Origin of the sequence: Rhodococcus sp. WY5 (assembly GCF_018588185.1) — a bacterium.
GTDB lineage: Bacteria > Actinomycetota > Actinomycetes > Mycobacteriales > Mycobacteriaceae > Rhodococcus_F > Rhodococcus_F qingshengii.
The window spans coordinates 5,780,012-5,805,196 of sequence record NZ_JAAMPR010000001.1 but is presented as its reverse complement, the minus strand read 5'-3'; the positions used below and the strand labels follow the sequence as shown (position 1 = coordinate 5,805,196).

Sequence of the window (25,185 nt, the reverse complement as noted above, 5' to 3'; positions counted from 1 at the left end):
GAATGCAGACACTGATGTCGCCCGGCCCGCTTCTCGACGATGGCGGACATTTGGTCGAGACGGGTTGGGCCCCATCGGAGATTCGCAAGTATCGACGCTCTGCGATCACCGCTCCCAAGTTCCGGATCAAGGAGTGGGACTACTACTGCGTTCTCACTGCGGATTACGGCATCGCGCTGACCGTCGCCGACAACGGGTACATGGGCTTGCTCGGGGTCTCCTGGCTCGATTTCCGAACACCACACGAGATCACCGAAAACGTGATGCTGCCGTTCCCGATGGGAAGGCTCGGTCTGCCCGAAAGCGCCGACGACGGTGATGTGGTGGTGTCGAAAGGTAAAGCTCGCTTCGAGTTTCGCCATGTGGACGGTGGGCGCCACCTGATTGTCGACTACCCGGCTTTCGACGGTGGACGAGGTCTTCATGCCGACTTGTTCCTGGCGAGTCCTGCCGATGACCGGATGGTGATCGCCACACCGTTTCCGAAGGCGTCCCGTTCGTTTTACTACAACCAGAAGATCAACTGCCTGCCCGCTGCCGGGACCGTGCGAATCGGGAGCGACGACTTCACATTTCGCTCGGAAGACTCGTTCGGCGTTCTCGATTGGGGCAGGGGAGTCTGGACTTACGACAACACCTGGTACTGGGGTTCTGCATCCGGACTGGTGAACGGCGAGCGGTTCGGATTCAACATCGGTTACGGCTTCGGCGACACTACGGCGGCCAGCGAGAACATCGTGTTTGTCGGCGGCCGGGCACACAAACTGGACAGGATCGACTTCGGCATCCCGCAGGGAACGTACGACGGCGCTCCGTGGAACTTCTCGAGCAACGATGGTCGCTTCGAGATGACTTTCGAGCCGATCATCGACCGTGCCGCGACTTTCGACGTCGGGGTGCTGCGTTCGATTCAGCATCAGGTGTTCGGAAAGTTCTCCGGCACAGTAATCCTCGACGACGGTACCTCCGTGGTGGTTCGAGATCTCCTCGGATTTGCCGAGGAGGTTCGGAACCGCTGGTAGGCCGTACGTCTCCGCGAAGATGACGGAACGCAGCATGAGCACCGGGGCATGATCGTGCCCCGGTGCTCGCGTCTCGAGTTGTTTCACTTCAGGCTGCTGTCGGTGGGCTGTTCCCGCCGATCGGCTGCTGATACGGATCGATCGACATCGGTGGATAGAACACTGTTTTCCGATCCGGCCCGATCTCCACCCGCCATTCGGTGTGGTGCATCGTCCGATGATGATGACCGCACAACAAGATCAGATTGTCGAGATCTGTTGGGCCACCATCGTTCCAGTGAACAATATGATGAGCATCGCACCACCCCGACGGCGTTCCGCACCCCGGAAACGCACACCCACCATCACGAACCGCCAACGCCCGCCGCTGCGGCACCGTCGCGGTCCTTGCTTCTTTGCCGCAGTCGAGCGGAACACCATTCTCATCCAACAAAATCCGCGTGACCGTGCAATCGCAGGCCAACATCCGGGCAGTATCGATGCTGATCGGGCCCACCCAATCCGTCCACGCGAACCCCAACTCCTCAGTGGACGGCAGGAGGTCTTTCAGAACTTTAAGGTCCGTCATATCTTTTGCCGACGCGGTCACCGTGATGTGCGGTTTCACTCCGCCCTCGATCGGACCCAACCCCGCCCGCTCATACCGCCGCAACAACTCGCAAAACCCGTCCGCCCGTCGTAATGCCGGCGTACGGGTGTCCTTGACACCGTCCTTCTCCGGTATCGGCGCAGACAGGCTCGACAACAACGTGATCAGACGCGCCCCGTTGATCGCATCCAAATCACCCTTCACAGTGACCCGCCCGTACAAGCCTTTCGAGGCGTAGAACTCGTTACGCTCCGAATCCTCACCGACCGGAACGCCGTCCTCACGCTTGCCGTACTGCTTCTCGATCCGCCGAATCGCCGCCCGCACCGCATCGCAATCCGCAATGTTCTTCGACGCCAACGACAACAAAATCCCGCGAGCCTTGTCCACATCCGCCAGGGTCATGTTCTTCGGCGGATGCTGACAAAACGACGCCACCTGACGGGCTTTCAACGCATCCACGTCACCGCGATGAAACGCATCCGCGACAACAGGTTCGAGCATCAACAACCGCGCCAACCCGACCAGCAGACTGCACTCACCGATCTCCAGATTCGTCGAACCATGCAACCACTGCGCGATCGCCCGAAAACCCTTCCCGCCGAGAACGTCCCGGGAAAACATCTCCACGATCAGCAACACCATCCGCGACTGCAACTCGTGTCGGGCGCGCACCAGACATAGAACCTCACCCTTGAGGCCCTCGCCATCCAGCTGCCACGCTTCCCGACTGTCCATGCTAAAAGTCTAATCGAACAAAGTTTCGAACACAAGACTTGTATCTCGAAAACTGTTCCTATGCAATAATTTTCGACAATTCCGATTTTTGGGACTTTTCGGATGTTCATTCGATCTGCGGCAGTCACGGCGAAGGAGGTCTGGATGTGTCGCGGTCGGTGATGCTGCTCATGTCATGCAGATTCGGAAGTTGCACATGGATGAACCAGACATCGATGTTGCGTTGGTGCGGCGATTGCTCTCGAGTCAGATGCCACAGTGGGCCAATCTGCCGTTGCGCTTGGTCGAGTCGATCGGCACCGACAACGTCATGATCCGAGTAGGCGATTCACTCGTAATCCGTATGCCCCGCACCCCAGGTGCGGCAGAGGGAATCACAAAGGAGCAACAGTTGGTGCCGCATCTGGCTCCACACCTGCCGGTCCCCGTGCCCGTTCCGGTAGGTGTGGGTGAGGCGGCCTTCGGATACCCGTGGCAATGGTCGGTGCACCCGTGGGTGCCAGGGCGAAACCCTGTGCCCGGCATGGTCGATGACCACCTGGCCATCCAACTCGCAGACTTCGTGAACAGTCTACGTCGGATCGACACACTCGGATTGCGCCCACAGGGATCGCTGCATTCCTACCGGGCCGATCCGATTGAGCGACGAGATTCACCGACTCGAGCGAGTATTGCAGCGTGTGGCGACCTGCTGAACGGAGCGCTGACGGAGGCGGCGTGGGAAAAGGCGCGCCACGTCATCGACTACGCAGGCCCAGCGGTGTGGATGCACTCGGATCTGCACCCGGGAAACATCCTGGTGAGCGACCGCAGCCTTTCGGCCGTGATCGATTGGGGTGGACTCGCTCTCGGAGACCCGGCAATCGACTGCCTCATTGCATGGACTCTGCTGACGCCGAGCACTCGGCATACATTCCGGCTTCATGTTGACGTGGACGAGGGCACTTGGACGCGTGGCCGCGCATGGGCTCTGTCGATTGCATTGGTTGCCTTGCCGTACTACCGCGACACGAACGAGCAGATCACGGCCTGGGCGAAACATGCGATTGCCCAGGTCGTTGACGACGTCCACACCGAACTCTGAGACCACCCAGCGTCGTTTCCGTTCTCGCAACGATCCTCGGAACTCGAGCAGGGAGGGCAACAGTCTTGTCCGCGGCGACCGATCAGTCGATCGCGCTCAGGTCCCCGTACACCGTCCGGCCCTCCAGGACGGTGGCGAGCACCGTGATGTCGGCCAGCTCGGCCGGCTCGACGTCGAGGGGATTTGCCGACAGCACAACCAAATCCGCGTAGGCGCCGGGAAAGATGGACCCGATGTGATCTTCGCTGAACAGCTGCCAAGCGGCGTTGACCGTATGGGCGCGCACGGCGGCGTCCACGGGGATCCGTTCCTGGGGTGCCACGACGCGGCCGCTGGGCGAAAGTCTGGTGACGGCGTCCTGCATATTCCGTAGCGGATTGGCGGGGGTGACGGGACCGTCGTTGTGGAAGGTGAACCGTTGCCCGGCCGCGAGTGCAGATCCTGCTGCGGCCCAGACGGATCCGTATTCGGGGCCGAACAGGTCATCCACCAGAACGTCACCCCAGTAGTGCAGGTGGTCGATGAAGATGCTGACCGTGACGCCCAGTTCCGCCGCGCGGACGAACTGATCCGGACGCATCGCGCCGACGTGTTCGAGACGCAACCGGTGATCGGGCCGGGGGTGCTCCTTCAGAAGTTGCTCCCACGCATCGAGAACCATGGTGATCGCGTCGTCACCGTGGGCGTGGCACGCCATCTGCCACCCTTTGGCGAAGTAGGCGGAACTGATGTCGTGGATCTGTTCGCCGGTGTAGTTGGCGTGCCCGTGCGTGCAGGCGATCCCGAGCGCGCGGGTGGCTTCGGTATCGAGATACGGGAAGCTGGTGGCGATGTTACCGACCCACGGTGAACCGTCGGACCAGACCTTGATGCCGATCTGGCGCACCAGGTCGTTTCCGTCGCCCGGTGACGCCTCGGTAGTGCGCGCGTCGTTGGACATCTCGTAGAGCCGCAGGCGGGTGGTGAGGAGTCCGGCGTCGGCTATCGCTGCCAGGGCGGGCCGCATCTTGGGGTCGAACGACAATTCGGCGATGGTGGTGATTCCCGCGGCGTTCAGCCGGGCGCATTCGGCCGCCACCAGTGCGGGGAAGTCGTCACCGATGGTGACTGCGTGGCCCGCGACTGCGAACACCGCAGGCATTTCGTACGCGGCTCCGTCGAGTGCGCCCGTCGCGTCGTGGCCGTACGATCCGCCGATCGGATCGGGGGTATCGCGGGTGATGCCGGCCTGCACTGCTGCCGCCGTGTTGAAATACGCGACGTGTCCCGAGTTGTGCATGATCACGAGGGGGTACTCCGGCGCTACGGAGTCCAGCCAGTCGATGGTCGGATCGGGTAGGCCCTTCTGCAGCAACGGGTCCCAACCGTTCAGAGAAGCGCCGGCAGCACCTCGCGAACGAACAGTGTCGACGACGGCAGCAACTACGGCGTCCGCCTCGGCGATCGTGACAGGCCGGATGTCGACGACGTCAGGCCCGAGCACGATGGCTTCTTCCAAAGGGTGACCGTGTGGCTCGATGAACCCCGGCAGAACAGTGGCACCTCCGACGTCGACGACGCGGGTATCCGGCCCCACCAGTTCCTCGACGTCCGTGCGCGCGCCGACGGCTGTGATCCGGCCGCCCGTCACGGCGAGCGCCTGGGCGCGTGGTGCTTCCTCGTGCATGGTCACGATGTCGCCGTACAGAACCAGATCAGCAGCCATGGTCAGTCCTTATCGGTTGTCCGCGTACGCCTGTAGGTGTGCCACCTGCTCGGGATCGAGTGAGGGACGTACCTTCTCACGGGCGGTTGCCACGTCCGCGGCCGTCACGTCGGCCGCGTCCATGCTCCGACGCATGGCGGCGAGTGCAGCCTCACGCAGGAGAGCCGAGCAGTCTGCTGCCGAGTATCCCTCGAGATCGACGGCCAGAATGTCCAAATCGACATCTTCGGCGAGCGGTACCGACTTGCCGGAAGCACGCAGAATCGCTTTGCGAGCCTCCGCATCCGGCGGCGGTACGAATACGAGACGTTCGAGTCTGCCGGGGCGCAGGAGAGCCGGGTCGATCAGATCCGGTCGATTGGTGGCGCCCAACACCACGACGTCGCGTAGCGGTTCGACGCCGTCGAGTTCGGTCAGCAACGCGGCTACGACGCGATCCGACACCCCGGAGTCGGAACTTTGACCACGACGCGGGGCAAGGGCGTCGATTTCGTCGAGGAAGATCAACGACGGCGCCGAATCGCGTGCGCGCTGGAACAACTCTCTTACGGCCTTTTCGGAGGCGCCGACCCACTTGTCCATCAGCTCTGCGCCTTTCACGGCATGAACGCTGAGGTGCCCCGAGCTGGCAAGGGCACGAACGAGATACGTCTTGCCGCAGCCAGGAGGGCCGTAGAGGAGCACGCCGCGGGGTGGGTCGACACCGAGGCGCGCGAAGGAGTCGGGGTGCTGCAGCGGCCACAACACCGCCTCGGTGAGCGCCTGTTTGGTTTCGACCATGTCGCCGACGTCGTCGAGGGTGACGCTGCCGATCGACAGTTCTTCGGTACTCGAACGAGACAGTGGCCGAATCACTTCGAGGGCACCGACAAGATCTTCCTGCGTGATCTCCGGAGAATCACCGGATTTGGAGGCCCGCGTCGCCGCTCGCAAGGCAGCTTCACGGCAGAGCGCCGCGAGGTCGGCGACCACGAATCCCGGTGCGCGCGAGGCGATGGCGTCGAGTTCGAGGGTTCCGGTGGGCACGCGGCGGAGCAGGAGTTCGAGCAACGCCTTGCGGGTTGCGCCGTCCGGCAGGGTAAGTGCGAGTTCTCGATCGCAGAGATCCTGGCCGCGAAGGCGCGCGTCGACGGTCTCCGGATGGGCGGAGGTCGCGACGAATGCCACGCCCGGGGTTGCGACGGCGCTGCGCAGTTGTTCGAGGATCAGTGCGGACACCGGTTCGGCGGTGGCCGGAAGCAGAGCGTCGATGTCACTGATCAGCAGTACACCACCGCCGCGCACGGCAGCAACGGCGTCGACGATTCGCTGCAGGCGGGTATTCGCCTCGGTGGCACCGACTCCCGGACCGTCGAGTTCGACCAGTTTGCGCGAGGACAGGACCGAGCGGGCCAACGTGGCTTTGCCCACGCCGGCGGGGCCCGTGATGAGGACGCCGAGGTGCGGGGAGGCGCCGAGCGTACGGAGCAGTTCTGGTTCGTCGAGTGCCAGGCCGAGCCACTCGGTCAGCTTGGCTGCCTGCGCTTGCGCGCCGACGAGGTGATCCAGCGGAACCGACGGTGCAGGCTCGATCGCGACGGCGGCCGGACTGGAAACAAGCGCACTCGGTGTCAGTGTGCCCGCCGAGCCGGAACCCCAGTTGACTGCCGAATTCGGCTGGACGCTGACCGGACCACCGGCAGGTTCGACGGCCGTGACGGTGAGCAGTTCGGATGTCCACGCGACGCCGAAGGTACGGGAAAGCGCTTGGGTGGCTTCGGAAGTGCTCGTACCCGGACCGAGATCGCGGGGGAGGAGCGAGACCGTGTCGCCGACGCTGACGACCTTGCCCAGAAGGGCTTGTCGCAGAACCGTCGAGCTGATCGAATTTGTCGCCATGGACGAGCCGGTGACGGAGACGGATCGCGCTCCGTACACCGTCACCGGACCGACCACGACGGATGAGTTCTCGGTCAGGCCGACGTTCGACATGGTGACGTCGTCGAGAAGGATCGTGCCTGCCGGGGTTCCGGTGGGCGCACGGCCCGCGACGGTCGCGGTGCCGCGGGCTCCCATGAGTGCGATGGCATCCCATTCGCGGATGCCCAACGCCGCCAACGCTTCGGGGTGCAAGCGCACGACCCCGCGGCGTAGGTCGGCGGCAGAGGTGTTGAGTCGAACGGTGAGGGCGAGTTCCGGCGAAGTCACCTCTCGAGAGTACGTCGTGGACTAGCGGGGTCGCCGCAATCCGAGACGAGCGGCCGAGCGGCGGCCACCGACGTTGGGTTGGCGTCGGATCGCGCGGCGTTCGGAAGGCTTGATGTCCCAGGTTTCGGGACGTGCTGCCACCCACCGCTTCGAGTGCACGGCAAACGGGATGTGCACCAGGTAGATCGCGATGAGAACGATCAGCAGGATGTACGGGTAGGTGATGAGTGCGGCCGCAGCCAACGTCACCAGGACGAGCAGGCCGGCCGCCATGTGCGGCGGCACGGATACCGACTTCATCGCCAGCGTCGGGATGCGGCTGACGATCAGTGCAGCCGAGAAGAGCGTCCACACGATGACGACGAAGTGCGAAGACCACCAGCCGTCACCCCACTGAGCCGTCGCGGCCAGGGGAGTGAGGGCGATGAGTGCGCCGGCCGGAGCCGGAACGCCGACGAAGTACTCACGTGCATACGCGGGGACGTCGTCGTCGTCGAGCAGGGTGTTGAAACGTGCGAGTCGCAACACGATGCTGACCGCGTAGATCAACGCGATGATCCAGCCGATGCTGGTGCCGTCCAGCAAGGTCACGTACAGGACCAGGGCCGGGGCGACGCCGAAGGAGATGGAGTCGGCCAGTGAGTCGAGTTCGGCGCCGATCTTGCTGGTGGCGTCGAGCAGTCGCGCGATGCGGCCGTCGAGTGAATCGAGGACGGCAGCTGCGCCGATCATCGCGAGCGAGGTACCGGGTTGTCCGTCGAGAGCGAATTTGACGGCGGACAGCCCGGCGCACAGCGCCAGGATGGTGATGACGGACGGCAGCAACCGCACCGCCTGGGTGCGTTTGGGCATCTTCGCGCCGGGTTGGGCTGCTCCCGGCTTCTTCACGGCTGACTTCATCTTCGGCGTCTTCACGGCAGTTGCGCGATAACTGTTTCAGCACCGATCGTGCGTTGTCCCGGCTCGACCAGGAGTGTGGTTCCGGCGGGGAAATAGGTGTCGACGCGTGAGCCGAAACGGATCAGTCCGTACGTGTCGCCGATCGGCAGGACGTCACCGACACCGGCGTAGCAGACGATGCGGCGTGCGAGCAGTCCCGCGATCTGGACAACCGCAACCTCGTGACCATCGGCGGTTTCGATCAGCATGCTGTTGCGCTCGTTGACCTCGCTGGCGTCGGCGAGATCTGCGGAGAGGAACTTGCCTGCCTGGTGAACGACCTCTTTGACCGTTCCACCGACAGGGCTGCGCTGGACATGCACGTCGAGAACCGACAGGAAGATGCTGACGCGCGGGCGCGGCTCGCTTCCGAGATTGAGCTCGGCGGGCGGAACGGCGTTGTCGACCAACGCCACCTCGCCGTCGGCGGGTGCGACGACGACGCCGATGCGGTTGGGCGGCACCCGGTGCGGGTGACGGAAGAACGTGGCGCATGCGGCGGCGGTGGTCAGACCGGCTCGGCGCACCCACTTACGGTTGCGGCCCAGAGCCGCAACTCCCAGCGGGGCCAGCACGAACGGCAGGCCGGCGGGATGAAGTGGCGGAATCGCATGGCGAACCAGATCGACGATATGTCCGATCCCGGTGGGTTGCGGGGTTCCGGGGGGTGTGGGTCGGCGTGCCACAGGCTCCTCTAACTACTCGGTAGGTCTTCTGCTGGTCGCACTGACAGTACGGGGTGGTAGAGCATCCATAGATTACGTGAACGCCTTCTCTCCTACAGGCTGTAGTGGCATCAAGTACGAGTAGTACCCGACACAGTCGCCGGTGCGTATCGCCAGCGGGAGCGTCGCACCGCTTACTCGGATCACCAGTTGCCGCCCCGGTTGGGCTGCGGCGGCGTCGCGCAGTCGCTGCCGGTCGACCAGTACTCGGAACTTCTCACGGGGATCCGTTCCGCCCGGATCCACCCGGGCACCACCGTCTTCGCCGACGCTGACGACGGCACTGTCCTCGGTGCCGTTGAGCAGGGCGGCAAGGTGGTCGCCGCTCAGTTCGACGGCGTTGTGGTGCTCGCGCAGGATTCGGTGATCGGGGAACTCTCCGTCCTCGATCAGGGGGCTGGACACCTCACCTCCCGGATACGACGCAGTCACCGTGCGCGCGGAGAAAGTCAGCGTCACGACGCCGGCGACGTCGCGCAACAATCGCGCGAAGGTGACGGGAACGACAGCGGACACCGTCAGAGCGGAGTGAACTTTCACCTCGGCGACCGCGAGCCGGAACTGATCAGTGGTGACAAACGCAGCGACGCCGTCGTGAATGTCGAGGTGGACGCCGCGAAGTATCGGGAACTCCGATTCCTCGTTCACGGCGAACAGCACGGCGTCGAGTGCGCGTCGTAGATCCCACGAGTCGATGTCCACGCCGCCGGAGATAGGTAGCGCGTCGATCAGGCGGTGGATTCGTCCCAGTTCGGCCCGGGCGTCGGCGAGACCGTCCTCGAGGTTGCGCAGATGGGCGTCGAGGCACGAATGGGGTTCCGGTCCGGTCAGGACGGCCATCATGTCGCGGATCGGAACACCGACGCGCCGCATACCGGCGATCATGCGGGCGTCGCGGAGCTGATCGTCGGTGTACCAGCGGTAACCGGTGTGCGGATCGACGGAATGCGGGACGAGCACGCCTTCCTTGTCGTAGAACCGCAGCGCGCTGATCGGGAGCGCCGACGCCCGGGACATCTCGCCGATCGTCAAGAGGGCGGAACTAGTGGTCACGGATCAATTCTGCCCGCAGTCGCTCGATAGCGCCCCTGATCATCCGGCCGTAACCGTCGTCGGCGAGTGTGCCGACCGACGCCTCGGCCTTCGTCAGATGCTCGACGGCCTCGGCGTCGCGTCCGAGTTTGCGGTAGTCGGCAGCCAGGTTGAGGTGCAGCGATGGATAGAAACCGGCGACCTGCAGCGATGCGTGGTGTTCCTGGGCTCGCGCGTCGGTCAACGAATCGGCAGCGTCGAGGGCGCGCAGGTCCCAGCAGAGCTCCTGAGCCGGATCGTCTTGAACGTCGGCCATGTAGTGCGCGAGGGAGACGATGTGGAGCGCATCGGGGGCGGCGCTGATCTCTTCCCACACCTTCTCGAACGCAGAGCGAGCGCCGGCTCGATCGCCGGAGCTCGCCAATTCTTGTGCCTGCGCTATCTGTGTCATCACGGGATCCATGGAACGGATCCTGATGCCTCGACCAGGTCGAGGGTCAAGCAGAGGTGCGTGCAGCCGCCTCGGCCTCGCTCTTCACACGCTTCAATGTGGCATTCATGCCTTCGACGAGCTCGACCTCGAAGTCGGCGTTTCCGCCCAGGACGGTCTTGACGAGGAACTGCGAGACCTTCGACGTTCCGGTGGGAGCCTCGCGACGCTCGGTCACCTTGGTGCCGGTAGCGGTCGGCTCGAGTTCGTAGGACCAGATCGTGCGGTTCTCCGCGATGCGGAACGCCACCGACTTGTTGGGCTCGAAGCGAACGACCTTCGACGACGTCGGCCAGACCAGCAGGCCCTTGCGGTTGACGTTGATCGTCTTGGCACCCTCACGGACGGTCCCGCCGATTACCTTCATCACCTTGCACTGGGGGCTCCATTCGCCCATGCGCTGCAGGTCGGCGACGATTGCCCACACGTCCTGCGGTGATGCGTCGATGTCGATGCTTGCTTCGAGGGTGTTGGACACAGTCTCTCCAGTCGAGTTGATGCTACGTAAAGTTACAAACACTTTTGTCGATCGTAAGCGATCCGTCAATGGACCATGTGTGTCAGGTCACTGTACGGCCGTCCAACAGGGTCGTGCGGGAACACGCGCGGTGGTAGCGGACAATGGTTCGCGCACGTATGACGATCCATCCGACTGGAGTACCGAGAAGTGAACAGCGACGCCGCGACGCAGGATGGCCTCAAGCGAGGGCTGACAGCGCGCCATATCCGCTTCATCGCCCTCGGATCAGCCATCGGAACCGGACTGTTCTACGGCAGCGCCGAGGCCATCAAACGAGCCGGCCCGTCGGTGCTCCTGGCCTACCTGATCGGCGGTATCGCGGTCTACCTGGTGTTGCGAGCGCTCGGCGAGATGGCGGTCCGTAACCCGGTTTCCGGTTCGTTCAGCGAGTACGCGAACAAGCACCTCGGACCACTCGCCGGTTTCATGACCGGGTGGACGTACACGTTCGAGATGGTGATCGTGTGCCTCGCCGACGTCACCGCCTTCGGCCTGTACATGCAGTTCTGGTTCCCGGACGTACCGAGATGGATCTGGGTTCTGGCTGTCGTTTTCTTCATCGGCGCGATAAACCTGTTGAGCGTCAAGGTGTTCGGCGAACTGGAATTCTGGTTCACGCTCGTGAAGATCACCGCCATCATCGCGATGATCGCCGGCGGCATCGCGATCATCGTGTTCGGATTCGGCGTTCACGACACCGATGCCGGAATCAGCCACCTCTGGTCGGACGGCGGGTTCTTCGCGACGGGCTTCGGCGGATTCGTCGCGTGTTTCGCGATCGTCATGTTCGCGTTCGGTGGCACCGAGATCATCGGTATCACCGCGGGCGAAGCCGAGGATCCGGCGCAGACCATCAGGAAAGCCGTCAACACGGTCCCGGTGCGCATCATTCTCTTCTACATCTGCACCCTCGCCGTCATCATGGCGATCATTCCGTGGCAGACCATCAACTCCGACAACAGCCCGTTCGTCCAGATCTTCGAGAACCTCGGATTGGGAACGGCCGCATCGATCCTCAACATCGTCGTCATCACCGCAGCCCTGTCAGCCATCAACAGCGACGTTTTCGGTGCGGGTCGCATGATGTTCGGAATGTCGCATGCCGGCCAGGCCCCGCAGGTGATGAAGAGAGTCTCCGCCAACGGTGTTCCGTGGATGACCGTTGTCATCATGACCGTTGCCCTGTTGGTGGGAGTAGTGCTCAACTACCTGATCCCGGACCAGGTGTTCCTCGTCATCGCCTCGCTGGCGACCTTCGCCACCATTTTCGTCTGGATCATGATCCTGCTCTCGCAGTTCCGTTCCCGCGCTCAGATGAGTGCAGACGAAACAGCGGCACTGAAGTTTCCAGTGCCGCTGTGGCCGTACGGTCAGATCTTCGCGATCGTGTTCCTGGCTTTTGTCATCGTGTTGCTCGGCGTCATCGCCGATACCCGAGTTGCGCTGCTCGTCGGCGCCGGATGGCTGGTTCTGCTGACGGGCGCGTACTACAAGTGGGTGAAACCGGCTGTCAGCGCAGCGGATCGAAGTGACTCATGACGGTCGGCGTCTGAGCACCGGTCATCGAGTCGGCCACCATCTTTCCCGTCAACGGACCCAGAGCGATTCCCCACATCCCGTGGCCACCGGCGACGTGCACGCGCGGCGAGCGCGTGGCTCCGATCAACGGCAAGCCGTCGGTAGTGCACGGTCGTGATCCCACCCATTCCTCTTCCCGCGCAGTCCAGTCGATGCCGCTGAGCATCGGCTTGGCCGCATCGATGATCGCCTGCACGCGGCGCGGATCCAGCGGCGCGTCAGGGCTGCGGAATTCCATCATTCCGGCCACTCGGAAGCGATCGTGCAACGGAGTGCATGCGACGCGCTGGGTGGGGAAATACACAGGGTTCTTGGGGAGGTGCTCGGGCTTGACGCTGAAGCTGTATCCGCGTCCGGCCTGCACCAGTTTGCGCACACCGAACGGTGCTGCGAGCTTGTTCAAGCGGGCACCGCTCGAGATGACTACGGAGTCACCGTCGCGTGAATCACCGTGTGCACTGCGAACAGTGACTCCGCCGACCCGATCGTCGATCTGCGTGACGTCGAAACCGCTGACGATTTCTCCACCGCGTTCACGAACCGCGTCCGCCAACGAGTTCACGAACAACGGGGGATCGATGAAACGCTGATTGCGCAGGCGCAAACCGGCTTTCACACCCTGGCCGAGTGAAGGCTCGAGCGAATGAATCGCGTCGTAGTCGAGGAGGTCGAAGTCGACCTCGCCGCCCGCGGCCTCGACGTGATGGAACTCGTCCACCAAAGTCTGTCGGTCCTTCTCGGATGCAAACGCGGCGAGGAAAGGATCGGCCAGGCGGGTCAGCTCTTTGACGCCACCGTCGGCGAGTTCGTCATACGCGCCCAAGGCTGTTCGGTTGACCTCGGTGTAGACCGACATCGCTTCCTGCCACTTCGACGGCGTGCAGTGGCGCGCGAACCCGACCAGGAACCGAATCAGCTTCAGATCGGTGGTCAGTGGCACGTACACCGGGGACGACGGGCTGAGCATCGCGCGCAAGCCGTATTGGAGCACTGCGGGTTCGGGCAGCGGAAGCGTCAATGCGGGGGCAAGCCAACCGGCGTTGCCCCAGCTCGCGTCGGCTGCGACGCCGTCGCGATCGACGACGGTGACCTCGACTCCACGTTCCTGCAAGAACCAGGCCGTCGACAATCCGACAACGCCCGCACCGACCACGACCACACGATCGGGGCTCTGACGAGTTCCCATGACGCACTCCTTCTACAGACTCTGCTCGAACCGAGACGCCGGTCACATCCGGCTCTTCTCTCAAGCATGAATCGCGGGGGCGGCAAAAGGACTGGCCGTTCGGCCATCGTCGGAGCTACCTCGTTGTGGATTCGCACAACGCACCGCCGCGCCTGCTCAGCGAGCGAGTTTGAACTGCAGCATCAGAATCAAGCGGGTGTCGGCGTCGGTCAGGTCGACGCCGCACATCTCCTTGCCTCGACGCAGGCGGTTGCGGAGCGTGTTGGGGTGAACATGCAGTGCGGCAGAAGAATTCGCCACGTCACCGCCGTGCTCGAGAAAGGCCTTTGCCGTCGCGACCAGATCGCTGCCGTGCTGAGAGTCGTGACGTTCGAGGCTTCCGAGTGGTGTGGAGTCGCCGAGTCCGTCGATGATGTCGGCGACGTGCAGGGCGAGAACGGAGGCCAACGTGTCCCTCATTCCCGCGACGGTTCCGCCGGACCGGCCATGACGAAGCGCTCCGAGAACATGGTCGGTGTCCGAGCGCGAAAGATGTGATTCGCTTGCAGACTTCACTGTCCGACCGACGGCCACTGCCAGGAATTCGCGGCCACGGGCGCGGGTGAGGAAGTCGGCGGACAATCGGCGAGCGTTGGTCTCGTCGGTCGCGATGACAAGGTAGATGGTCTCGGACAGTTGAGCGGCAACGGCGTCGACGGCCAGAGTGTCGAGGTACAAGCTCAAGGACGCGACCAACCCCGCCGGCAGTGGTCCCGCAACGGTTCCGACGGCGACGACGGTGAGCGGGCCTGCCAACCGCAAGTCGTCTGCGGCGCGGAATGCGGGTTCGCCACCGCCGATCAGAGCTTGGACGCGCTGGGATTGGCGACGGCGTGTGCTGTCGACCCGGTCACGCTCCGAGGCGATTCTCTCGGCCACGACAGATACCGCGGATCGAAGTATCGATTCCTGTGTGGGCGTCGGTGTTCCGGCGAGTGCGACCCAGATCGAGCCGACGGGGTGATCGTTCTCGCGAACTGCGATGACCAGGCGCGGCGTGATCGCAGGGTCTTCGAGATCAACGTAGATTGGGTCGCTCTCTCGGTGGAGACGATCGAATACTCCTGCATCGGAGAGTAATTGGCGGAATCGGCTGGGTACCTGCCGGCCGAGGATCGTGCCGATGCGGGCTTCGTCCACGGCCTGCTCGCCGCCGGAGTACGCGAGGACAGTCGAGTTCTCGTCCTCGATCGTGACGGGAGCGCCGAGCAATTCGGCCAGAGAACCGGCAACGGAGAATAGGTCGTCGTCGCGCAGGTCCATGGGTGGGAGCCTACTGAGCGATCGACGGATTTCGGGTTCCGACGCCTCGGCAGGACCTCGATGGCGAATATAGGCTGGTGCAATGGCCGACATCGAAGGTGTTCTGTTCGATATCGACGGAGTCCTGCTCACGTCCTGGCAGCCGATCGAGGGAGCAGGGGAAGCCGTACGCGAAGTTCGGCGGCGGGGATTGGCCTGTGGGTTTCTGACCAACACAACCTCGCGCAGTTCGTCGCTCATCGCGCAGGGGTTGTGCGACGCCGGTATCGAGGTCGAGGCGAGCCAGATAGTTACTGCCGCCAGGCTCACGGGGGAGTACGTGCGGGCGACGTATCCGGACGCGCGGGCGTGGGTCCTCAATCACGGTGACGTGTCTGCCGATCTCGAGGGAATCGAATTCGACGACGCCGATCCTGAGGTCGTGATTCTCGGCGGTGCCGGCCCGGAGTTCACTCACGAGGCGCTGAGCCGAGTGCTCGAACTTCTGCTCGCCGGTGTGCCCGTCGTCGCGATGCACCGCGGGATGATGTGGGAGACCGTAGACGGCCTTCGGATCGACACCGGAACGTACTTGCCGGGCTTCGAGGAAGTGGCAGGTGTAAATATCGCCGCAGTGGGTAAACCGTCTCTCACGGGGTTCCTGACAGCCACGGAGCTGATGCATGTCGAACCTGAGGCGACGGTGATGGTCGGCGACGATCTGATCGGGGACGTCCTCTCCTCACAACGAGTCGGCTTGACCGGAGTTCTGGTGCGCACAGGCAAGTTTCGGCAAACAGTGCTCGATCTGTCGGTTCAGAAGCCTGATCATGTCATCGATTCGGTCGCGGATCTTCCGGCCCTTCTCGGGGTCGTCCTCGAGGCTTGACCAGGCGGGGGTGACGGACTTCACTCGAGCGGGTACTCTCGCGCCCGAATCCAATGAACTTGTTCCACGAAGGAGTTTTCTATGCCCTTGATCTCGTCAGTCTGGTTCCGTCGCTCATCCTCTCGAGTCAGCGGAATTTCCAGTAGTCGGTTGGGGGGCCGCCTGGCGAGAACAGGGGCTGTGATGACTGTAGGTATGGGGCTCGCCGCCGGGCTGGCGCTGACCGGTGCGGGAGCTGCTTCGGCAGCCCCCGTCACGTGTGTCTCGCCGCCGTCGGCCAATGACATCCAGGTCTCCGAGACCGCGAGCTGCGGCGCGCAGTCCGTCGGAGCCGGCCGTTCGCAGGCCGGTGCTGCCGAGAGCGGTACCGCTGTGAGCGTCGCCGCCGACAACGGCTACTCCAATTCATATGCAAACGGCTTCGGAACCGCGCTGGGGGCTTCTCGCGGTAACGGTCAGGCGCAGGCATTTGCGCTCGGCGGCGGTATCGCGCGGGCCGGGGCGGCTGACGGCAACGTCACCTTCGCCATCGCTGGTTACGGAGCGGGCGCTACGGCCGATGCCAACGGCGTCGACTGCGTCGGAGTGCTCTCGTTTGCGGTCAATTTGAGTAACGGACAGTTCTGCATCGCGGGCTGAGGCTCAACCTTGCACTCGGCACGCTCGAGTGCTAAAAATGCAGTTGGCACTCGCGAACCGTGAGTGCCAGGTCGAGGCAGTGAGACCGGGAACCATAGACACCCCCGGTCGTCCGTCGCGGGCACTGACTAGACCACAGGCGTAGATGGGTGACCAGGCAAATCGGTCGCCCGTGTAATGAGGTGACTGGTCAAACGGTCGCCTTGTGCCGATGAGGTGACCCGACGAGCGGTCACCTTGTGTGTCACCCCCTATCCGGAGGATCACTTCGCAATGGCAAAGATCATCGCGTTCGACGAAGAGGCACGTCGTGGCCTCGAGCGAGGCCTCAACGCCCTCGCCGACGCTGTCAAGGTGACGTTGGGCCCCAAGGGTCGCAACGTCGTTCTCGAAAAGAAGTGGGGCGCCCCCACGATCACCAACGATGGTGTTTCCATCGCCAAGGAGATCGAACTCGACGACCCGTACGAGAAGATCGGCGCCGAGCTCGTCAAGGAGGTCGCCAAGAAGACTGACGACGTCGCTGGCGACGGCACCACCACCGCTACCGTTCTCGCACAGGCTCTGGTCCGTGAAGGCCTGCGCAACGTCGCAGCCGGCGCGAACCCGCTCGGCCTCAAGCGCGGCATCGAGAAGGCTGTCGAGGCTGTCACAGCTCGCCTGCTCGAGACCGCCAAGGAGATCGACACCAAGGAGCAGATCGCTGCTACCGCCGGTATTTCCGCCGGCGACCCGTCCATCGGTGAGCTCATCGCCGAGGCTATGGACAAGGTCGGCAAGGAAGGCGTCATCACGGTCGAGGAGTCCAACACCTTCGGCCTGCAGCTCGAGCTCACCGAGGGCATGCGCTTCGACAAGGGCTACATCTCGGCGTACTTCGCCACCGATGCAGAGCGTCAGGAAGCCGTCCTCGAAGACGCGTACATCCTGCTCGTCAGCTCCAAGATCTCCACGGTCAAGGACCTGCTGCCCCTGCTGGAGAAGGTCATCCAGTCCGGCAAGCCGCTCCTGATCATCGCCGAGGACGTCGAGGGCGAAGCTCTCTCCACCCTCGTGGTCAACAAGATCCGTGGCACCTTCAAGTCTGTTGCCGTCAAGGCTCCCGGCTTCGGTGACCGTCGTAAGGCTCAGCTCGCCGACATCGCCATCCTCACCGGTGGCGAGGTCATCAGCGAAGAGGTCGGACTCTCCTTGGAGACCGCAGGCCTCGAGCTCCTCGGCCAGGCACGCAAGGTCGTCATCACCAAGGACGAGACCACCATCGTCGAGGGTGCCGGCGACGCCGACGCAATCGCCGGTCGTGTCAGCCAGATCCGCGCCGAGATCGAGAACAGCGACTCGGATTACGACCGTGAGAAGCTGCAGGAACGTCTGGCCAAGCTGGCCGGCGGCGTTGCAGTCATCAAGGCCGGCGCTGCTACCGAGGTCGAGCTCAAGGAGCGCAAGCACCGCATCGAAGATGCAGTGCGTAACGCAAAGGCAGCCGTCGAAGAGGGCATCGTCGCCGGTGGTGGCGTTGCACTTCTCCAGGCAGCTCCCGCACTGGACGACCTCAAGCTCGAAGGTGACGAGGCAACCGGCGCGAACATCGTTCGCGTTGCACTGTCCGCTCCGCTCAAGCAGATCGCATTCAACGCAGGCCTCGAGCCCGGCGTTGTTGCGGACAAGGTCTCCAACCTGCCCGCAGGTCACGGCCTCAACGCTGCGACCAACGAGTACGGCGACCTGCTCGCTGCAGGCATCAACGACCCGGTCAAGGTCACCCGCTCGGCACTGCAGAACGCAGCGTCCATCGCGGCTCTGTTCCTGACGACCGAAGCCGTTGTCGCTGACAAGCCCGAGAAGGCCGGAGCGCCTGCAGGCGATCCGACCGGCGGCATGGGCGGCATGGACTTCTGAGTCCATCTCCACCTAGCTCCTAGAGCCCGGCCCACCGTTTGGTGGGCCGGGCTTTTGCTTGTCTGGAGATAATGCGGGCATTTTTGTCCACTACTGCGACGCGATCGCGGTTTCCCGTTGCGCGCTCGATGCTGTGTGCGTTTACGCCCGCGCTTACGCCCGGTTGTGTCGGCGTCTTCGGACCACTGTGATGATTTCGTCCGCCACAGCGTCGAGATGGGCCATCGCGGTGGCGGCGGAGTAACGCAACACCATCCATCCGTCGAGAACGAGTGCGTTCTGACGCCGTCGATCGTTGTTGAAAGTTGCGGGGTCGGTATGGAATTCGCGCCCGTCGATCTCCACGATCACCCGGGCTCGCGTGTCGACCAGATCGCCGAAGTAGGGTCCGACCCGAGCGTTGATCTCCAGGTGAACGTTGCGCGCAGTCAGTGCACGGGCGACTGCTCGCTCCGGTTCCGAACGAGTGAGCGGGCAACAGGTGCGGAGTTGTTCGCGTACGGCGGGGATCCCGTGCCTGCCGCGGCTCGCATCACACAGTTGGGCTATCGACTTCCACGGCACTCGGGTCGATACCGCCGCGTCGAAGAAGGCCTCGAGTGCGGGCCGTGGCAACGTGGTCGCGACGTCGATGAAGCACTGCTCGATCGGCACGATCGGTAAACCCATCCACTCATCCGACGAGACTCCTGTTCGTCGGTGAAGCCGTACCCACTGCGGACTGGCTGCTCGGACGCTGGGAGCCACGGTGGCCTCGACGAAGAGTGGTTCCTCCGGCAGGAGATCCCACAGCCAGGCTGCGCTGGTATGGCTGAGGACGGCCTCAGGCTTCCACAGTGTGACCGCGACGCAACGCTCGAAGTATCCAGGTTCTTCGGTGGAGTACACCGACGGCAGGATTCGATGGAGTCGCCCTGACCGCGTGGATCGGGAGATCGAACTGCGCGAAGTGCCCTGCTCGAGCAACTGGTTTCTTGTGACAACTTCCACGTATGCACTGTGGCGGCAAGAGCCTGACGACGCGGATTCAGAAGCCACTTTGTGGATGGCCGCGTGTGTGTGGACAACCTCATGGCGTAACAGGTGTATCGAGAAGGTGGGGAACGAGAAGCTTCATCTATCCGAATGTTGAAGGATGTTTGATATTTTCCGTCCCGATTGTTCGCCTCCGCTAACCTGTGAAGTGCGGATACGTCTAGTTCTTTTGGTGGATAATTCTGTCCTGAATACCCTCAAGTACTAAGCCTTTCGGACGACGTAAATTCCGGTTGCTATTCCATTTTGCTCGATTTTCAGGCGTCTTGGACGCTAGACCTGCGAATATGGAACAGGTTTCAGATCCATCTGAAATTCTTGGGCAAAAAGCACCCAAACCGGATCCTATTGCACTACCTTGATGTCAGTCACAGCCGCGGAAAGTGGGCACCAGCCCCGGAGGATCTCGGCTTCATCGTTCGACTGGGATTCTTTAATTGCTGCTCGGACCGGTTCTTTGTGGGCTGCATCAAGCATTCCAATGTAAATGTTCCGTGAGTATTCGCGGCCAATCGAAAGCGTGGGATTCAATATGATCGTCATGTTCCTGCAGACAACGGCGGCATTGTTCACCGACCTGCTGGGTAACGTCTGGTCCGGTTCGCTCATGCCGGGAATCGACGGGGTCACCGGATCGTTGGTTTCGGCAATCGACCTCAGTTGACGGCACCTGCAAGTTCTTCTTCCAATGTTTTTGATGACAGGAGCGAATGATGGATCTGGGATCGATTGCGGACGTTCTCGAGGGCGAGGCCGGGGGGTTGATCAAAAACATTCTCGGGATGGCTTTGTTTACCCCGTTTATCGCCTCGGTTGACTTCGGCTGGTTCCCGAACGTCGACTGAGAAGTGAATTGCTTTAGCCAGTGAACGAAATCAATCTCAAGGAGTGTGAAATACGGTGGACACAGCTAGTTTGATAGGTGCGCTCGCAAGCGTTGACGTCGGATCCCTCGTGGATCCACTGTTCTACTTGGTCAAGGTCGTTGACGGAATCTTCGTGTCGATCACCGGAAGCCTCAACATGGGCGGTGCGCTCGGTGAGGCTGCGGCGGGCAGCGTCCAATCGGTCCTCGGCTCCGTAGCCGGCCTGTAAAAGGAGAAGGAGAAAAGATGTTCGATCTCTTCCTGGACTACCTGTCCAAGATCGTCGATTTCGGATCGGTCGATCTCGTGGGCACGTTTGTGAAGTATTTGAACGCGCTGTCGTCTTCCCCCACGCCATAGAAAGAACGGAATCGGTCATGCTGCAAACTTATTTAACCGGAATGATCACGTGGGTATCGAACATGCTTGGTCTCACTTCCACTGGAAGCAAGATCATCAAGGATCCTCCACAAAAGCCGTGATCACTCCAGCGACTGCATCATATTGTTCGGTTGTCGAGGACAGCATCGTAGCGGAGCAGTCAGGCGAACCTGCACAACCTGCACTTGCTTGAAACTTTGGTCCCCGTAGCCCTCTGGCTTCGGGGACCATCGGTTTTGCAATCACTGGCCTCATAGTCACAAGCTTTGCACTCAGGCGAATGTGCGGGCAACCAGCCGCGATACAAGGAGTTCAATGGGCGCGTCCAACACGTCAGGCGCAAGGATGGCGCAGCTGAACCCACGCGATGCCGAATTCATCTATCACGAGGGCGCTGGTCACCTGAACCATCTGATCGCTGTGTACTTCTTCGAGACATCGTTGCACCCAAGCGCGGAATTCACGGCAGAACAGGCAGTGGACTGGGTTACCGCACGCCTCGGATGTGATCGCATGTTCACTCAACGAGTCCAACGGACTCCGTTGGGACTGGACCATCCCTACTGGGTGACAGACCCTGACTTCGACGTCCGAAAGCACGTGTACGTCAACAAGATCAACGACACAGGATGGGCAGCGCTGCAAAAGCCGTTGAGCGCGTTGTTGACCACGAAGATGGACCTGCGCCGTCCGCCGTGGGAACTGCACTTCTTCGTAGGTTTGGAGGGACTTGAAGAATTGCCGGGCCGACTGACGGCGGTGGTGCTCAAGTCTCACCACAGTGCAGCTGACGGTATCGCCATCAGGACGTTGGGCGAGGCTATCTTTTCGGGCAAGGTGCAGCAGGCTGGGTCCGAACCGTCTGTGCCGTTTGTGCGAGCGAGGATATTCACCAAGTCGCTACTGGGGTTTCCCGGCCGAATATATCGCTTCGCAAGGCAGGTACCAGGCAACCGACGCGCTCAGAGAGATGCTGACGCTGCGAAGAAGGCAGGAGAATGGGTGGAGAGCCTCAACGAGAGGCCTGCAATTCGATTCAACGGCAAGGTGAGTGGAGCTGCCTCACTCGAACCGATGACAATGTCCGGGGAGCAGGTCCGTGAGATCAAGGATTCGGTGCCCGGTGCCACTGTCAACGACGTTCTACTCGCCGTTGTCGGAGGCGCTCTGACGCGCTACCTCACGGAAAAGGATGAAAGGCCAAGCGATTCCTTGATCGCGATGGTTCCTCGCTCGGTGCGTAAGGTCGAAGCGTGGGAGTCGGCGAATCAGTTGGTGGCTCTGCTGGTGGATATGCACACCCAGGTCGAGTCCCCATTGGAGAGGTTGGCGCTCATTTCGAGTTCGGCACGGTCGGAGAAGGCGCGCACGTCCCATCCCGCGGTCAGGCGTGCCGGGGCCGCAGTCGAGACCACGCCCGCGCCTTTGATGAGATTGATGGCGTATGCGCGCAAGCAGAACGATCACAGCCTCGATCGACCGCGTTACCAGCACACGATGGTGAGTAACATTCCACTCTCGGTCGAAGGGTTGACGCTTGCCGGCGCCCCGGGCGCGGCTGTGCTTGCAGTGCAAGCGCCCATCGACGGGGATGGGCTACGGCATTTCATGGTCGCCGCAGCAGGTGGGGGACTGACCCTCAACGTCATCGCGGATACCGCGACCATGCCCGATCTCCACCATTACATCGAACTACTGCGAGCAAGTTTCGATGACTTGGCAGCGGCAGCCGCGATGCAGACTGCGGATTCACCTAACCAAGAGGTTGCCTCCTGATCGATCGGAATCGCAGGCACCTTCTCCGATTGCTGGATTTGGTGACACCCAACGATTCCGAGCAGAACCCAGAGGATCTGCATGTCAGCTCGCTACAATTCGGACATTCGTTCAGCGTCGGAATTGAGGGGCATGCATGATCTTTCGGAACTCGTTGCCAGCCGCGGTATCTCAGATGGGACCGCGAGACGCGGAGTTCGTCTACAACGAGTCCGGCGGACATCTGAGCCACATGGTCTGCGCCTACTTCTTCGACACGACGGGCCATCCGCTCGCAGAGATGACGCACGACGACGCGGTTCGGTGGATCACCGAAAGATTCGGGTACTGGCCACTGTTCACGAGTCGACTCCAGCGAGTTCCGCTGGATCTGGACTATCCCTATTGGGTCCCGGCCGATTTCGACGTCGATGATCACGTGCACGTCCATCGTGCCCCTGTTGCCGGGTGGGCCCCGGTTCGTGAATTTCTCGGGCGCTCGCTCGGGGAGCCGATGGACCTGTCCCGGCCGCCCTGGGAGTTGCACGTCATGACCGGCGTGCACGGGATCGACGAGCTGCCGGGCAATCTGACGCTGATCATGCTCAAGACCCACCACGGGGCTGGTGACGGTCTGGCGATCCGCGATCTGACCAACCTTCTGTTCTCCGGTCCGCCGAAGCCGGAGACGAAGCGTGCCGGTTCGGGGCTTTCGTCGCTGGATTTGATCGGGCGCACGGTCGTCGGTTTGCCCGGCCAGGCGATCCGTTTCGGCCGGGGTCTGTCCGTGACAAAGGTTGCGGCCGAGACGGTTCGGGAGGCGGAAGAGGCCGGAGAGCTGCCTACGTACTCGGCCGACCGCCTACCGACCCGATTCAACGGCGTGCTGGGCGGAGACATCACGATCGATTTCCTGACGCTGGACGGCGCAGACATCAAAGCGATCCGAGCGGCCGTTCCGGACGTGACGGTCAACGACATCTTCCTGACCGTGGTCGCCGGTGCTCTCGACGCATACCTGTCGGAAAAGGGCGAGAAGTCGGCCAGTGGGTTGGCGGCGATGGTTCCCCGATCGATGCGGCAGATAGCCGAATGGGAATCGGCCAACCAACTGGCGCTGTTGACGGTCGATCTGCACACGGACGTCGAAGATCCGGTCGAGCGGCTGACACTGATCAGGGATTCGGCGCTGATGGCAAAGGGGCGGAGTTCGCACCCAGCCGTCCGTCGTTACGGCACACGCATCGAAACCTCGCCTGCGGCTCTGCTCAGACTCACCGGTCTCTCGCGTCGGCTCAACAAGCTGGACCCTTCGCACAAGGTCATTCAGAACACGACGATCAGCAATGTCCCGGTATCGGTCGACGGCAATGTTTTCGAAGGTGCGCCGGCGGTGGCAGTTCTCGGCGGGCAGGCGCCGGTCGACGGAGATATTCTGCGCCACTTCCTCATTGCCGCGCGTGGAGGTTCTCTGACGCTCAATGTCATCGTCTCGCAAGAGACGATGCCGGATATCGAGCACTACGTCGAATTGTTGCGGGTGGGGTTCACGACGCTTTTGCAGGCAGTTTCTGACCAAAATCGTGAGGTAGTCGAACGATAAAGTGCAACTTGCGTCGGAACTTGTGGTGAATCGACGATTTGTGTTCGGGAAATTTCTGTCGAATTCATCCTAATTAAGGTAATTGTCCGTAGTGGTGTCGAGTCGTTATCTCGCGGATTAATGTGACTGTCGACACGTCGAGTGTCTACCGCCGGACTGGTTCGATAATCGTCACCGACGGTAAAAAGAATCACCTACGCGAGGAGCTGAACATGGGTTCGTTGATGGATATTCTCGGTGGTCCGAATGGGGACGGTGCACCGATGCAGGCTTTGCTGACAATGCTGCTGGGATTGGACAATGTCGGTGCAAACCTCTTCGGTTCACTGGCTGACACCGCCGGTGGAATCTTCGGATCTCTCGACACCCTCAGCTTTACGCCGCCTGTCGTTCCCTGAGTTTTCTGATCGGCGTCATTTGCTCGTCCCAAGTGAACCACTGAACATCTAAAGGAGAACGTCATGCTTGAAGGATCTGTCATGGACGCTGCCGGCTCAGTCGGTGCGATCATCGGTCAGGGGTTGGGCAGCGTCAGTGGCCTGGCCGTCAAGGGTCTCGAGGCCCTCGCTGCGCTCAGCGGTGGAGAGTTGAAGGCCGCCAAGTAGATTGTTGATTTCGGGGCCTGCTCGTGTTGGCGCGTAGGCCCCGAAATACCTTTTGTCGGCGCGTAATTCTCGCCATGTCAGGTGCCGGAATCCTCAACCTAACGGCATGAGCATCCAGGCGGCGAGATATACCAAAGCCGCGGTTCCGCCCGTGCAAATAGCGGCGATAACGGCGAGTAGACGGACAAGATTGACGTCGGCGCCGAAGTAATCTGCAATTCCGCCGCACACTCCGGCGAACATTTTCTTGTCGTTGGAACGGGTGAAGGGGCGAGGTGTGTTGCTTTCGAATGTCATGCTTCAATTCTGAAGCGAGATCGCATCAGGCACCATCGGGGACGACCCCCATCTGCACCCTGATCTTTTGAGCCCGTCGTGTCATACCCCGGTAGTTCATCCCAGCTTCACCGAACGGTTGCTGCGGGAGACTACCTTGT

General features: G+C 62.1%; 25 protein-coding genes. 13 read left to right on the top strand and 12 right to left on the bottom strand.

What is annotated here, in order from left to right; genetic code table 11:
• Nucleotides 1-2: 2 nt before the first annotated feature.
• Nucleotides 3-1,022, top strand: coding sequence for a DUF2804 domain-containing protein (locus tag G4D79_RS26735; RefSeq protein ID WP_003945035.1), 1,020 nt, complete (start codon nt 3-5; stop codon nt 1,020-1,022).
• 88 nt (nt 1,023-1,110) lie between these two features.
• Here G4D79_RS26735 and G4D79_RS26730 read toward each other — a convergent pair whose 3' ends face one another.
• Nucleotides 1,111-2,349, bottom strand: coding sequence for an HNH endonuclease signature motif containing protein (locus G4D79_RS26730; RefSeq protein WP_214514569.1), 1,239 nt, complete (start codon nt 2,347-2,349; stop codon nt 1,111-1,113).
• Nucleotides 2,350-2,545: 196 nt separating this feature from the next.
• Between G4D79_RS26730 and G4D79_RS26725 the strand changes: the two genes are divergently transcribed.
• Nucleotides 2,546-3,433, top strand: a complete 888-nt coding sequence (locus G4D79_RS26725; RefSeq protein WP_214514568.1) for an aminoglycoside phosphotransferase family protein — start codon at nt 2,546-2,548, stop codon at nt 3,431-3,433.
• A gap of 82 nt (nt 3,434-3,515) precedes the next feature.
• Here G4D79_RS26725 and G4D79_RS26720 read toward each other — a convergent pair whose 3' ends face one another.
• The 7 genes from G4D79_RS26720 to G4D79_RS26690 all read right to left on the bottom strand — a co-directional run bounded on the left by G4D79_RS26720 (nt 3,516) and on the right by G4D79_RS26690 (nt 10,989).
• Entirely contained in the window at nt 3,516-5,138 is a 1,623-nt protein-coding gene (locus G4D79_RS26720; protein ID WP_214514567.1) for an amidohydrolase, read from the bottom strand.
• A gap of 9 nt (nt 5,139-5,147) precedes the next feature.
• Nucleotides 5,148-7,325 carry an AAA family ATPase gene (locus G4D79_RS26715; protein ID WP_003941536.1) on the bottom strand — a complete coding sequence of 726 codons (2,178 nt, stop codon included), beginning with the start codon at nt 7,323-7,325 and terminating at the stop codon, nt 5,148-5,150.
• A 21-nt stretch (nt 7,326-7,346) separates the two neighbouring features.
• On the bottom strand, nt 7,347-8,177 hold the full coding sequence (locus G4D79_RS26710; RefSeq protein WP_029254795.1) for a phosphatidylcholine/phosphatidylserine synthase: 831 nt from the start codon (nt 8,175-8,177) through the stop codon (nt 7,347-7,349).
• A 59-nt stretch (nt 8,178-8,236) separates the two neighbouring features.
• Nucleotides 8,237-8,950, bottom strand: coding sequence for a phosphatidylserine decarboxylase (locus tag G4D79_RS26705; RefSeq protein WP_007733711.1), 714 nt, complete (start codon nt 8,948-8,950; stop codon nt 8,237-8,239).
• Nucleotides 8,951-9,022: 72 nt separating this feature from the next.
• Entirely contained in the window at nt 9,023-10,042 is a 1,020-nt protein-coding gene (locus G4D79_RS26700) for a MerR family DNA-binding transcriptional regulator (RefSeq protein ID WP_214514566.1), read from the bottom strand.
• Nucleotides 10,032-10,484: a hypothetical protein gene (locus G4D79_RS26695; RefSeq protein WP_007733713.1), complete on the bottom strand. Its 453-nt coding sequence runs from the start codon at nt 10,482-10,484 to the stop codon at nt 10,032-10,034. The genes G4D79_RS26700 and G4D79_RS26695 overlap by 11 nt, the downstream gene beginning before the upstream one ends.
• Nucleotides 10,485-10,518: 34 nt before the next feature.
• A complete protein-coding gene (locus G4D79_RS26690) occupies nt 10,519-10,989 on the bottom strand; it encodes an SRPBCC family protein (protein ID WP_003941500.1) in 471 nt (156 codons plus the stop codon).
• A gap of 189 nt (nt 10,990-11,178) precedes the next feature.
• On the opposite strand from G4D79_RS26690, the gene G4D79_RS26685 reads away from it, so the two are divergent.
• Nucleotides 11,179-12,570 (top strand): amino acid permease, encoded by a 1,392-nt coding sequence (locus G4D79_RS26685; RefSeq protein WP_021333985.1) that lies wholly within the window; start codon nt 11,179-11,181, stop codon nt 12,568-12,570.
• Here G4D79_RS26685 and G4D79_RS26680 read toward each other — a convergent pair.
• Both G4D79_RS26680 and G4D79_RS26675 read right to left on the bottom strand, forming a co-directional pair.
• Nucleotides 12,542-13,795 carry an FAD-binding oxidoreductase gene (locus tag G4D79_RS26680; RefSeq protein ID WP_042926583.1) on the bottom strand — a complete coding sequence of 418 codons (1,254 nt, stop codon included), beginning with the start codon at nt 13,793-13,795 and terminating at the stop codon, nt 12,542-12,544. The two genes, G4D79_RS26685 and G4D79_RS26680, sit on opposite strands and share 29 nt — an antisense overlap.
• Before the next feature lie 156 nt (nt 13,796-13,951).
• Nucleotides 13,952-15,097 (bottom strand): CdaR family transcriptional regulator, encoded by a 1,146-nt coding sequence (locus G4D79_RS26675; RefSeq protein WP_003941492.1) that lies wholly within the window; start codon nt 15,095-15,097, stop codon nt 13,952-13,954.
• 82 nt (nt 15,098-15,179) lie between these two features.
• Here G4D79_RS26675 and G4D79_RS26670 point away from each other — a divergent pair, with 82 nt between their 5' ends.
• The 3 genes from G4D79_RS26670 (at nt 15,180) to groL (ending at nt 18,503) form a co-directional block, all read left to right on the top strand.
• Entirely contained in the window at nt 15,180-15,965 is a 786-nt protein-coding gene (locus G4D79_RS26670; protein ID WP_020906711.1) for an HAD-IIA family hydrolase, read from the top strand.
• An 81-nt stretch (nt 15,966-16,046) separates the two neighbouring features.
• Nucleotides 16,047-16,604, top strand: coding sequence for a DUF6764 family protein (locus G4D79_RS26665; protein WP_019744475.1), 558 nt, complete (start codon nt 16,047-16,049; stop codon nt 16,602-16,604).
• A gap of 273 nt (nt 16,605-16,877) precedes the next feature.
• Nucleotides 16,878-18,503: a chaperonin GroEL gene (groL, locus tag G4D79_RS26660; protein ID WP_003941476.1), complete on the top strand. Its 1,626-nt coding sequence runs from the start codon at nt 16,878-16,880 to the stop codon at nt 18,501-18,503.
• A gap of 153 nt (nt 18,504-18,656) precedes the next feature.
• On the opposite strand, the gene G4D79_RS26655 is transcribed toward groL, so the two are convergent.
• Complete coding sequence (locus tag G4D79_RS26655; RefSeq protein ID WP_054781533.1) at nt 18,657-19,493, bottom strand: DUF559 domain-containing protein; 837 nt, start codon at nt 19,491-19,493, stop codon at nt 18,657-18,659.
• Nucleotides 19,494-20,058: 565 nt separating this feature from the next.
• Here G4D79_RS26655 and G4D79_RS26650 point away from each other — a divergent pair.
• The 7 genes from G4D79_RS26650 to G4D79_RS26625 all read left to right on the top strand — a co-directional run bounded on the left by G4D79_RS26650 (nt 20,059) and on the right by G4D79_RS26625 (nt 24,748).
• Nucleotides 20,059-20,202, top strand: coding sequence for a hypothetical protein (locus G4D79_RS26650; protein WP_153212751.1), 144 nt, complete (start codon nt 20,059-20,061; stop codon nt 20,200-20,202).
• A 49-nt stretch (nt 20,203-20,251) separates the two neighbouring features.
• A complete protein-coding gene (locus tag G4D79_RS35055; protein ID WP_003941467.1) occupies nt 20,252-20,383 on the top strand; it encodes a hypothetical protein in 132 nt (43 codons plus the stop codon).
• A 55-nt stretch (nt 20,384-20,438) separates the two neighbouring features.
• Complete coding sequence (locus tag G4D79_RS26645) at nt 20,439-20,633, top strand: hypothetical protein (RefSeq protein WP_031331808.1); 195 nt, start codon at nt 20,439-20,441, stop codon at nt 20,631-20,633.
• Nucleotides 20,634-21,100: 467 nt separating this feature from the next.
• Nucleotides 21,101-22,561: a wax ester/triacylglycerol synthase domain-containing protein gene (locus tag G4D79_RS26640; protein WP_058038503.1), complete on the top strand. Its 1,461-nt coding sequence runs from the start codon at nt 21,101-21,103 to the stop codon at nt 22,559-22,561.
• A 136-nt stretch (nt 22,562-22,697) separates the two neighbouring features.
• Nucleotides 22,698-24,143 (top strand): wax ester/triacylglycerol synthase domain-containing protein, encoded by a 1,446-nt coding sequence (locus G4D79_RS26635; RefSeq protein WP_214514565.1) that lies wholly within the window; start codon nt 22,698-22,700, stop codon nt 24,141-24,143.
• Between the two features lie 212 nt (nt 24,144-24,355).
• The gene (locus tag G4D79_RS26630; RefSeq protein WP_223304379.1) at nt 24,356-24,541 is read left to right on the top strand and encodes a hypothetical protein; all 186 of its coding nucleotides are present in this window, start codon (nt 24,356-24,358) and stop codon (nt 24,539-24,541) included.
• Between the two features lie 63 nt (nt 24,542-24,604).
• Entirely contained in the window at nt 24,605-24,748 is a 144-nt protein-coding gene (locus G4D79_RS26625; RefSeq protein ID WP_003941503.1) for a hypothetical protein, read from the top strand.
• A gap of 93 nt (nt 24,749-24,841) precedes the next feature.
• Here G4D79_RS26625 and G4D79_RS26620 read toward each other — a convergent pair whose 3' ends face one another.
• Nucleotides 24,842-25,045: a PspC domain-containing protein gene (locus tag G4D79_RS26620; protein WP_003941534.1), complete on the bottom strand. Its 204-nt coding sequence runs from the start codon at nt 25,043-25,045 to the stop codon at nt 24,842-24,844.
• Nucleotides 25,046-25,185: the final 140 nt, after the last annotated feature.

What these genes read in the sequence shown, in the direction of transcription:
- G4D79_RS26735 (WP_003945035.1), top strand. Translation starts at nt 3, where the DNA reads ATGCAGACACTGATGTCGCCCGGCCCGCTTCTCGACGATGGCGGACAT.
- G4D79_RS26730 (WP_214514569.1), bottom strand. Translation starts at nt 2,349, where the DNA reads ATGGACAGTCGGGAAGCGTGGCAGCTGGATGGCGAGGGCCTCAAGGGT.
- G4D79_RS26725 (WP_214514568.1), top strand. Translation starts at nt 2,546, where the DNA reads ATGGATGAACCAGACATCGATGTTGCGTTGGTGCGGCGATTGCTCTCG.
- G4D79_RS26720 (WP_214514567.1), bottom strand. Translation starts at nt 5,138, where the DNA reads ATGGCTGCTGATCTGGTTCTGTACGGCGACATCGTGACCATGCACGAG.
- G4D79_RS26710 (WP_029254795.1), bottom strand. Translation starts at nt 8,177, where the DNA reads ATGCCCAAACGCACCCAGGCGGTGCGGTTGCTGCCGTCCGTCATCACC.
- G4D79_RS26695 (WP_007733713.1), bottom strand. Translation starts at nt 10,484, where the DNA reads ATGGATCCCGTGATGACACAGATAGCGCAGGCACAAGAATTGGCGAGC.
- G4D79_RS26680 (WP_042926583.1), bottom strand. Translation starts at nt 13,795, where the DNA reads ATGGGAACTCGTCAGAGCCCCGATCGTGTGGTCGTGGTCGGTGCGGGC.
- G4D79_RS26675 (WP_003941492.1), bottom strand. Translation starts at nt 15,097, where the DNA reads ATGGACCTGCGCGACGACGACCTATTCTCCGTTGCCGGTTCTCTGGCC.
- G4D79_RS26670 (WP_020906711.1), top strand. Translation starts at nt 15,180, where the DNA reads ATGGCCGACATCGAAGGTGTTCTGTTCGATATCGACGGAGTCCTGCTC.
- G4D79_RS26665 (WP_019744475.1), top strand. Translation starts at nt 16,047, where the DNA reads ATGCCCTTGATCTCGTCAGTCTGGTTCCGTCGCTCATCCTCTCGAGTC.
- groL (WP_003941476.1), top strand. Translation starts at nt 16,878, where the DNA reads ATGGCAAAGATCATCGCGTTCGACGAAGAGGCACGTCGTGGCCTCGAG.
- G4D79_RS35055 (WP_003941467.1), top strand. Translation starts at nt 20,252, where the DNA reads ATGGATCTGGGATCGATTGCGGACGTTCTCGAGGGCGAGGCCGGGGGG.
- G4D79_RS26640 (WP_058038503.1), top strand. Translation starts at nt 21,101, where the DNA reads ATGGGCGCGTCCAACACGTCAGGCGCAAGGATGGCGCAGCTGAACCCA.
- G4D79_RS26635 (WP_214514565.1), top strand. Translation starts at nt 22,698, where the DNA reads ATGATCTTTCGGAACTCGTTGCCAGCCGCGGTATCTCAGATGGGACCG.
- G4D79_RS26630 (WP_223304379.1), top strand. Translation starts at nt 24,356, where the DNA reads ATGGGTTCGTTGATGGATATTCTCGGTGGTCCGAATGGGGACGGTGCA.
- G4D79_RS26625 (WP_003941503.1), top strand. Translation starts at nt 24,605, where the DNA reads ATGCTTGAAGGATCTGTCATGGACGCTGCCGGCTCAGTCGGTGCGATC.
- G4D79_RS26620 (WP_003941534.1), bottom strand. Translation starts at nt 25,045, where the DNA reads ATGACATTCGAAAGCAACACACCTCGCCCCTTCACCCGTTCCAACGAC.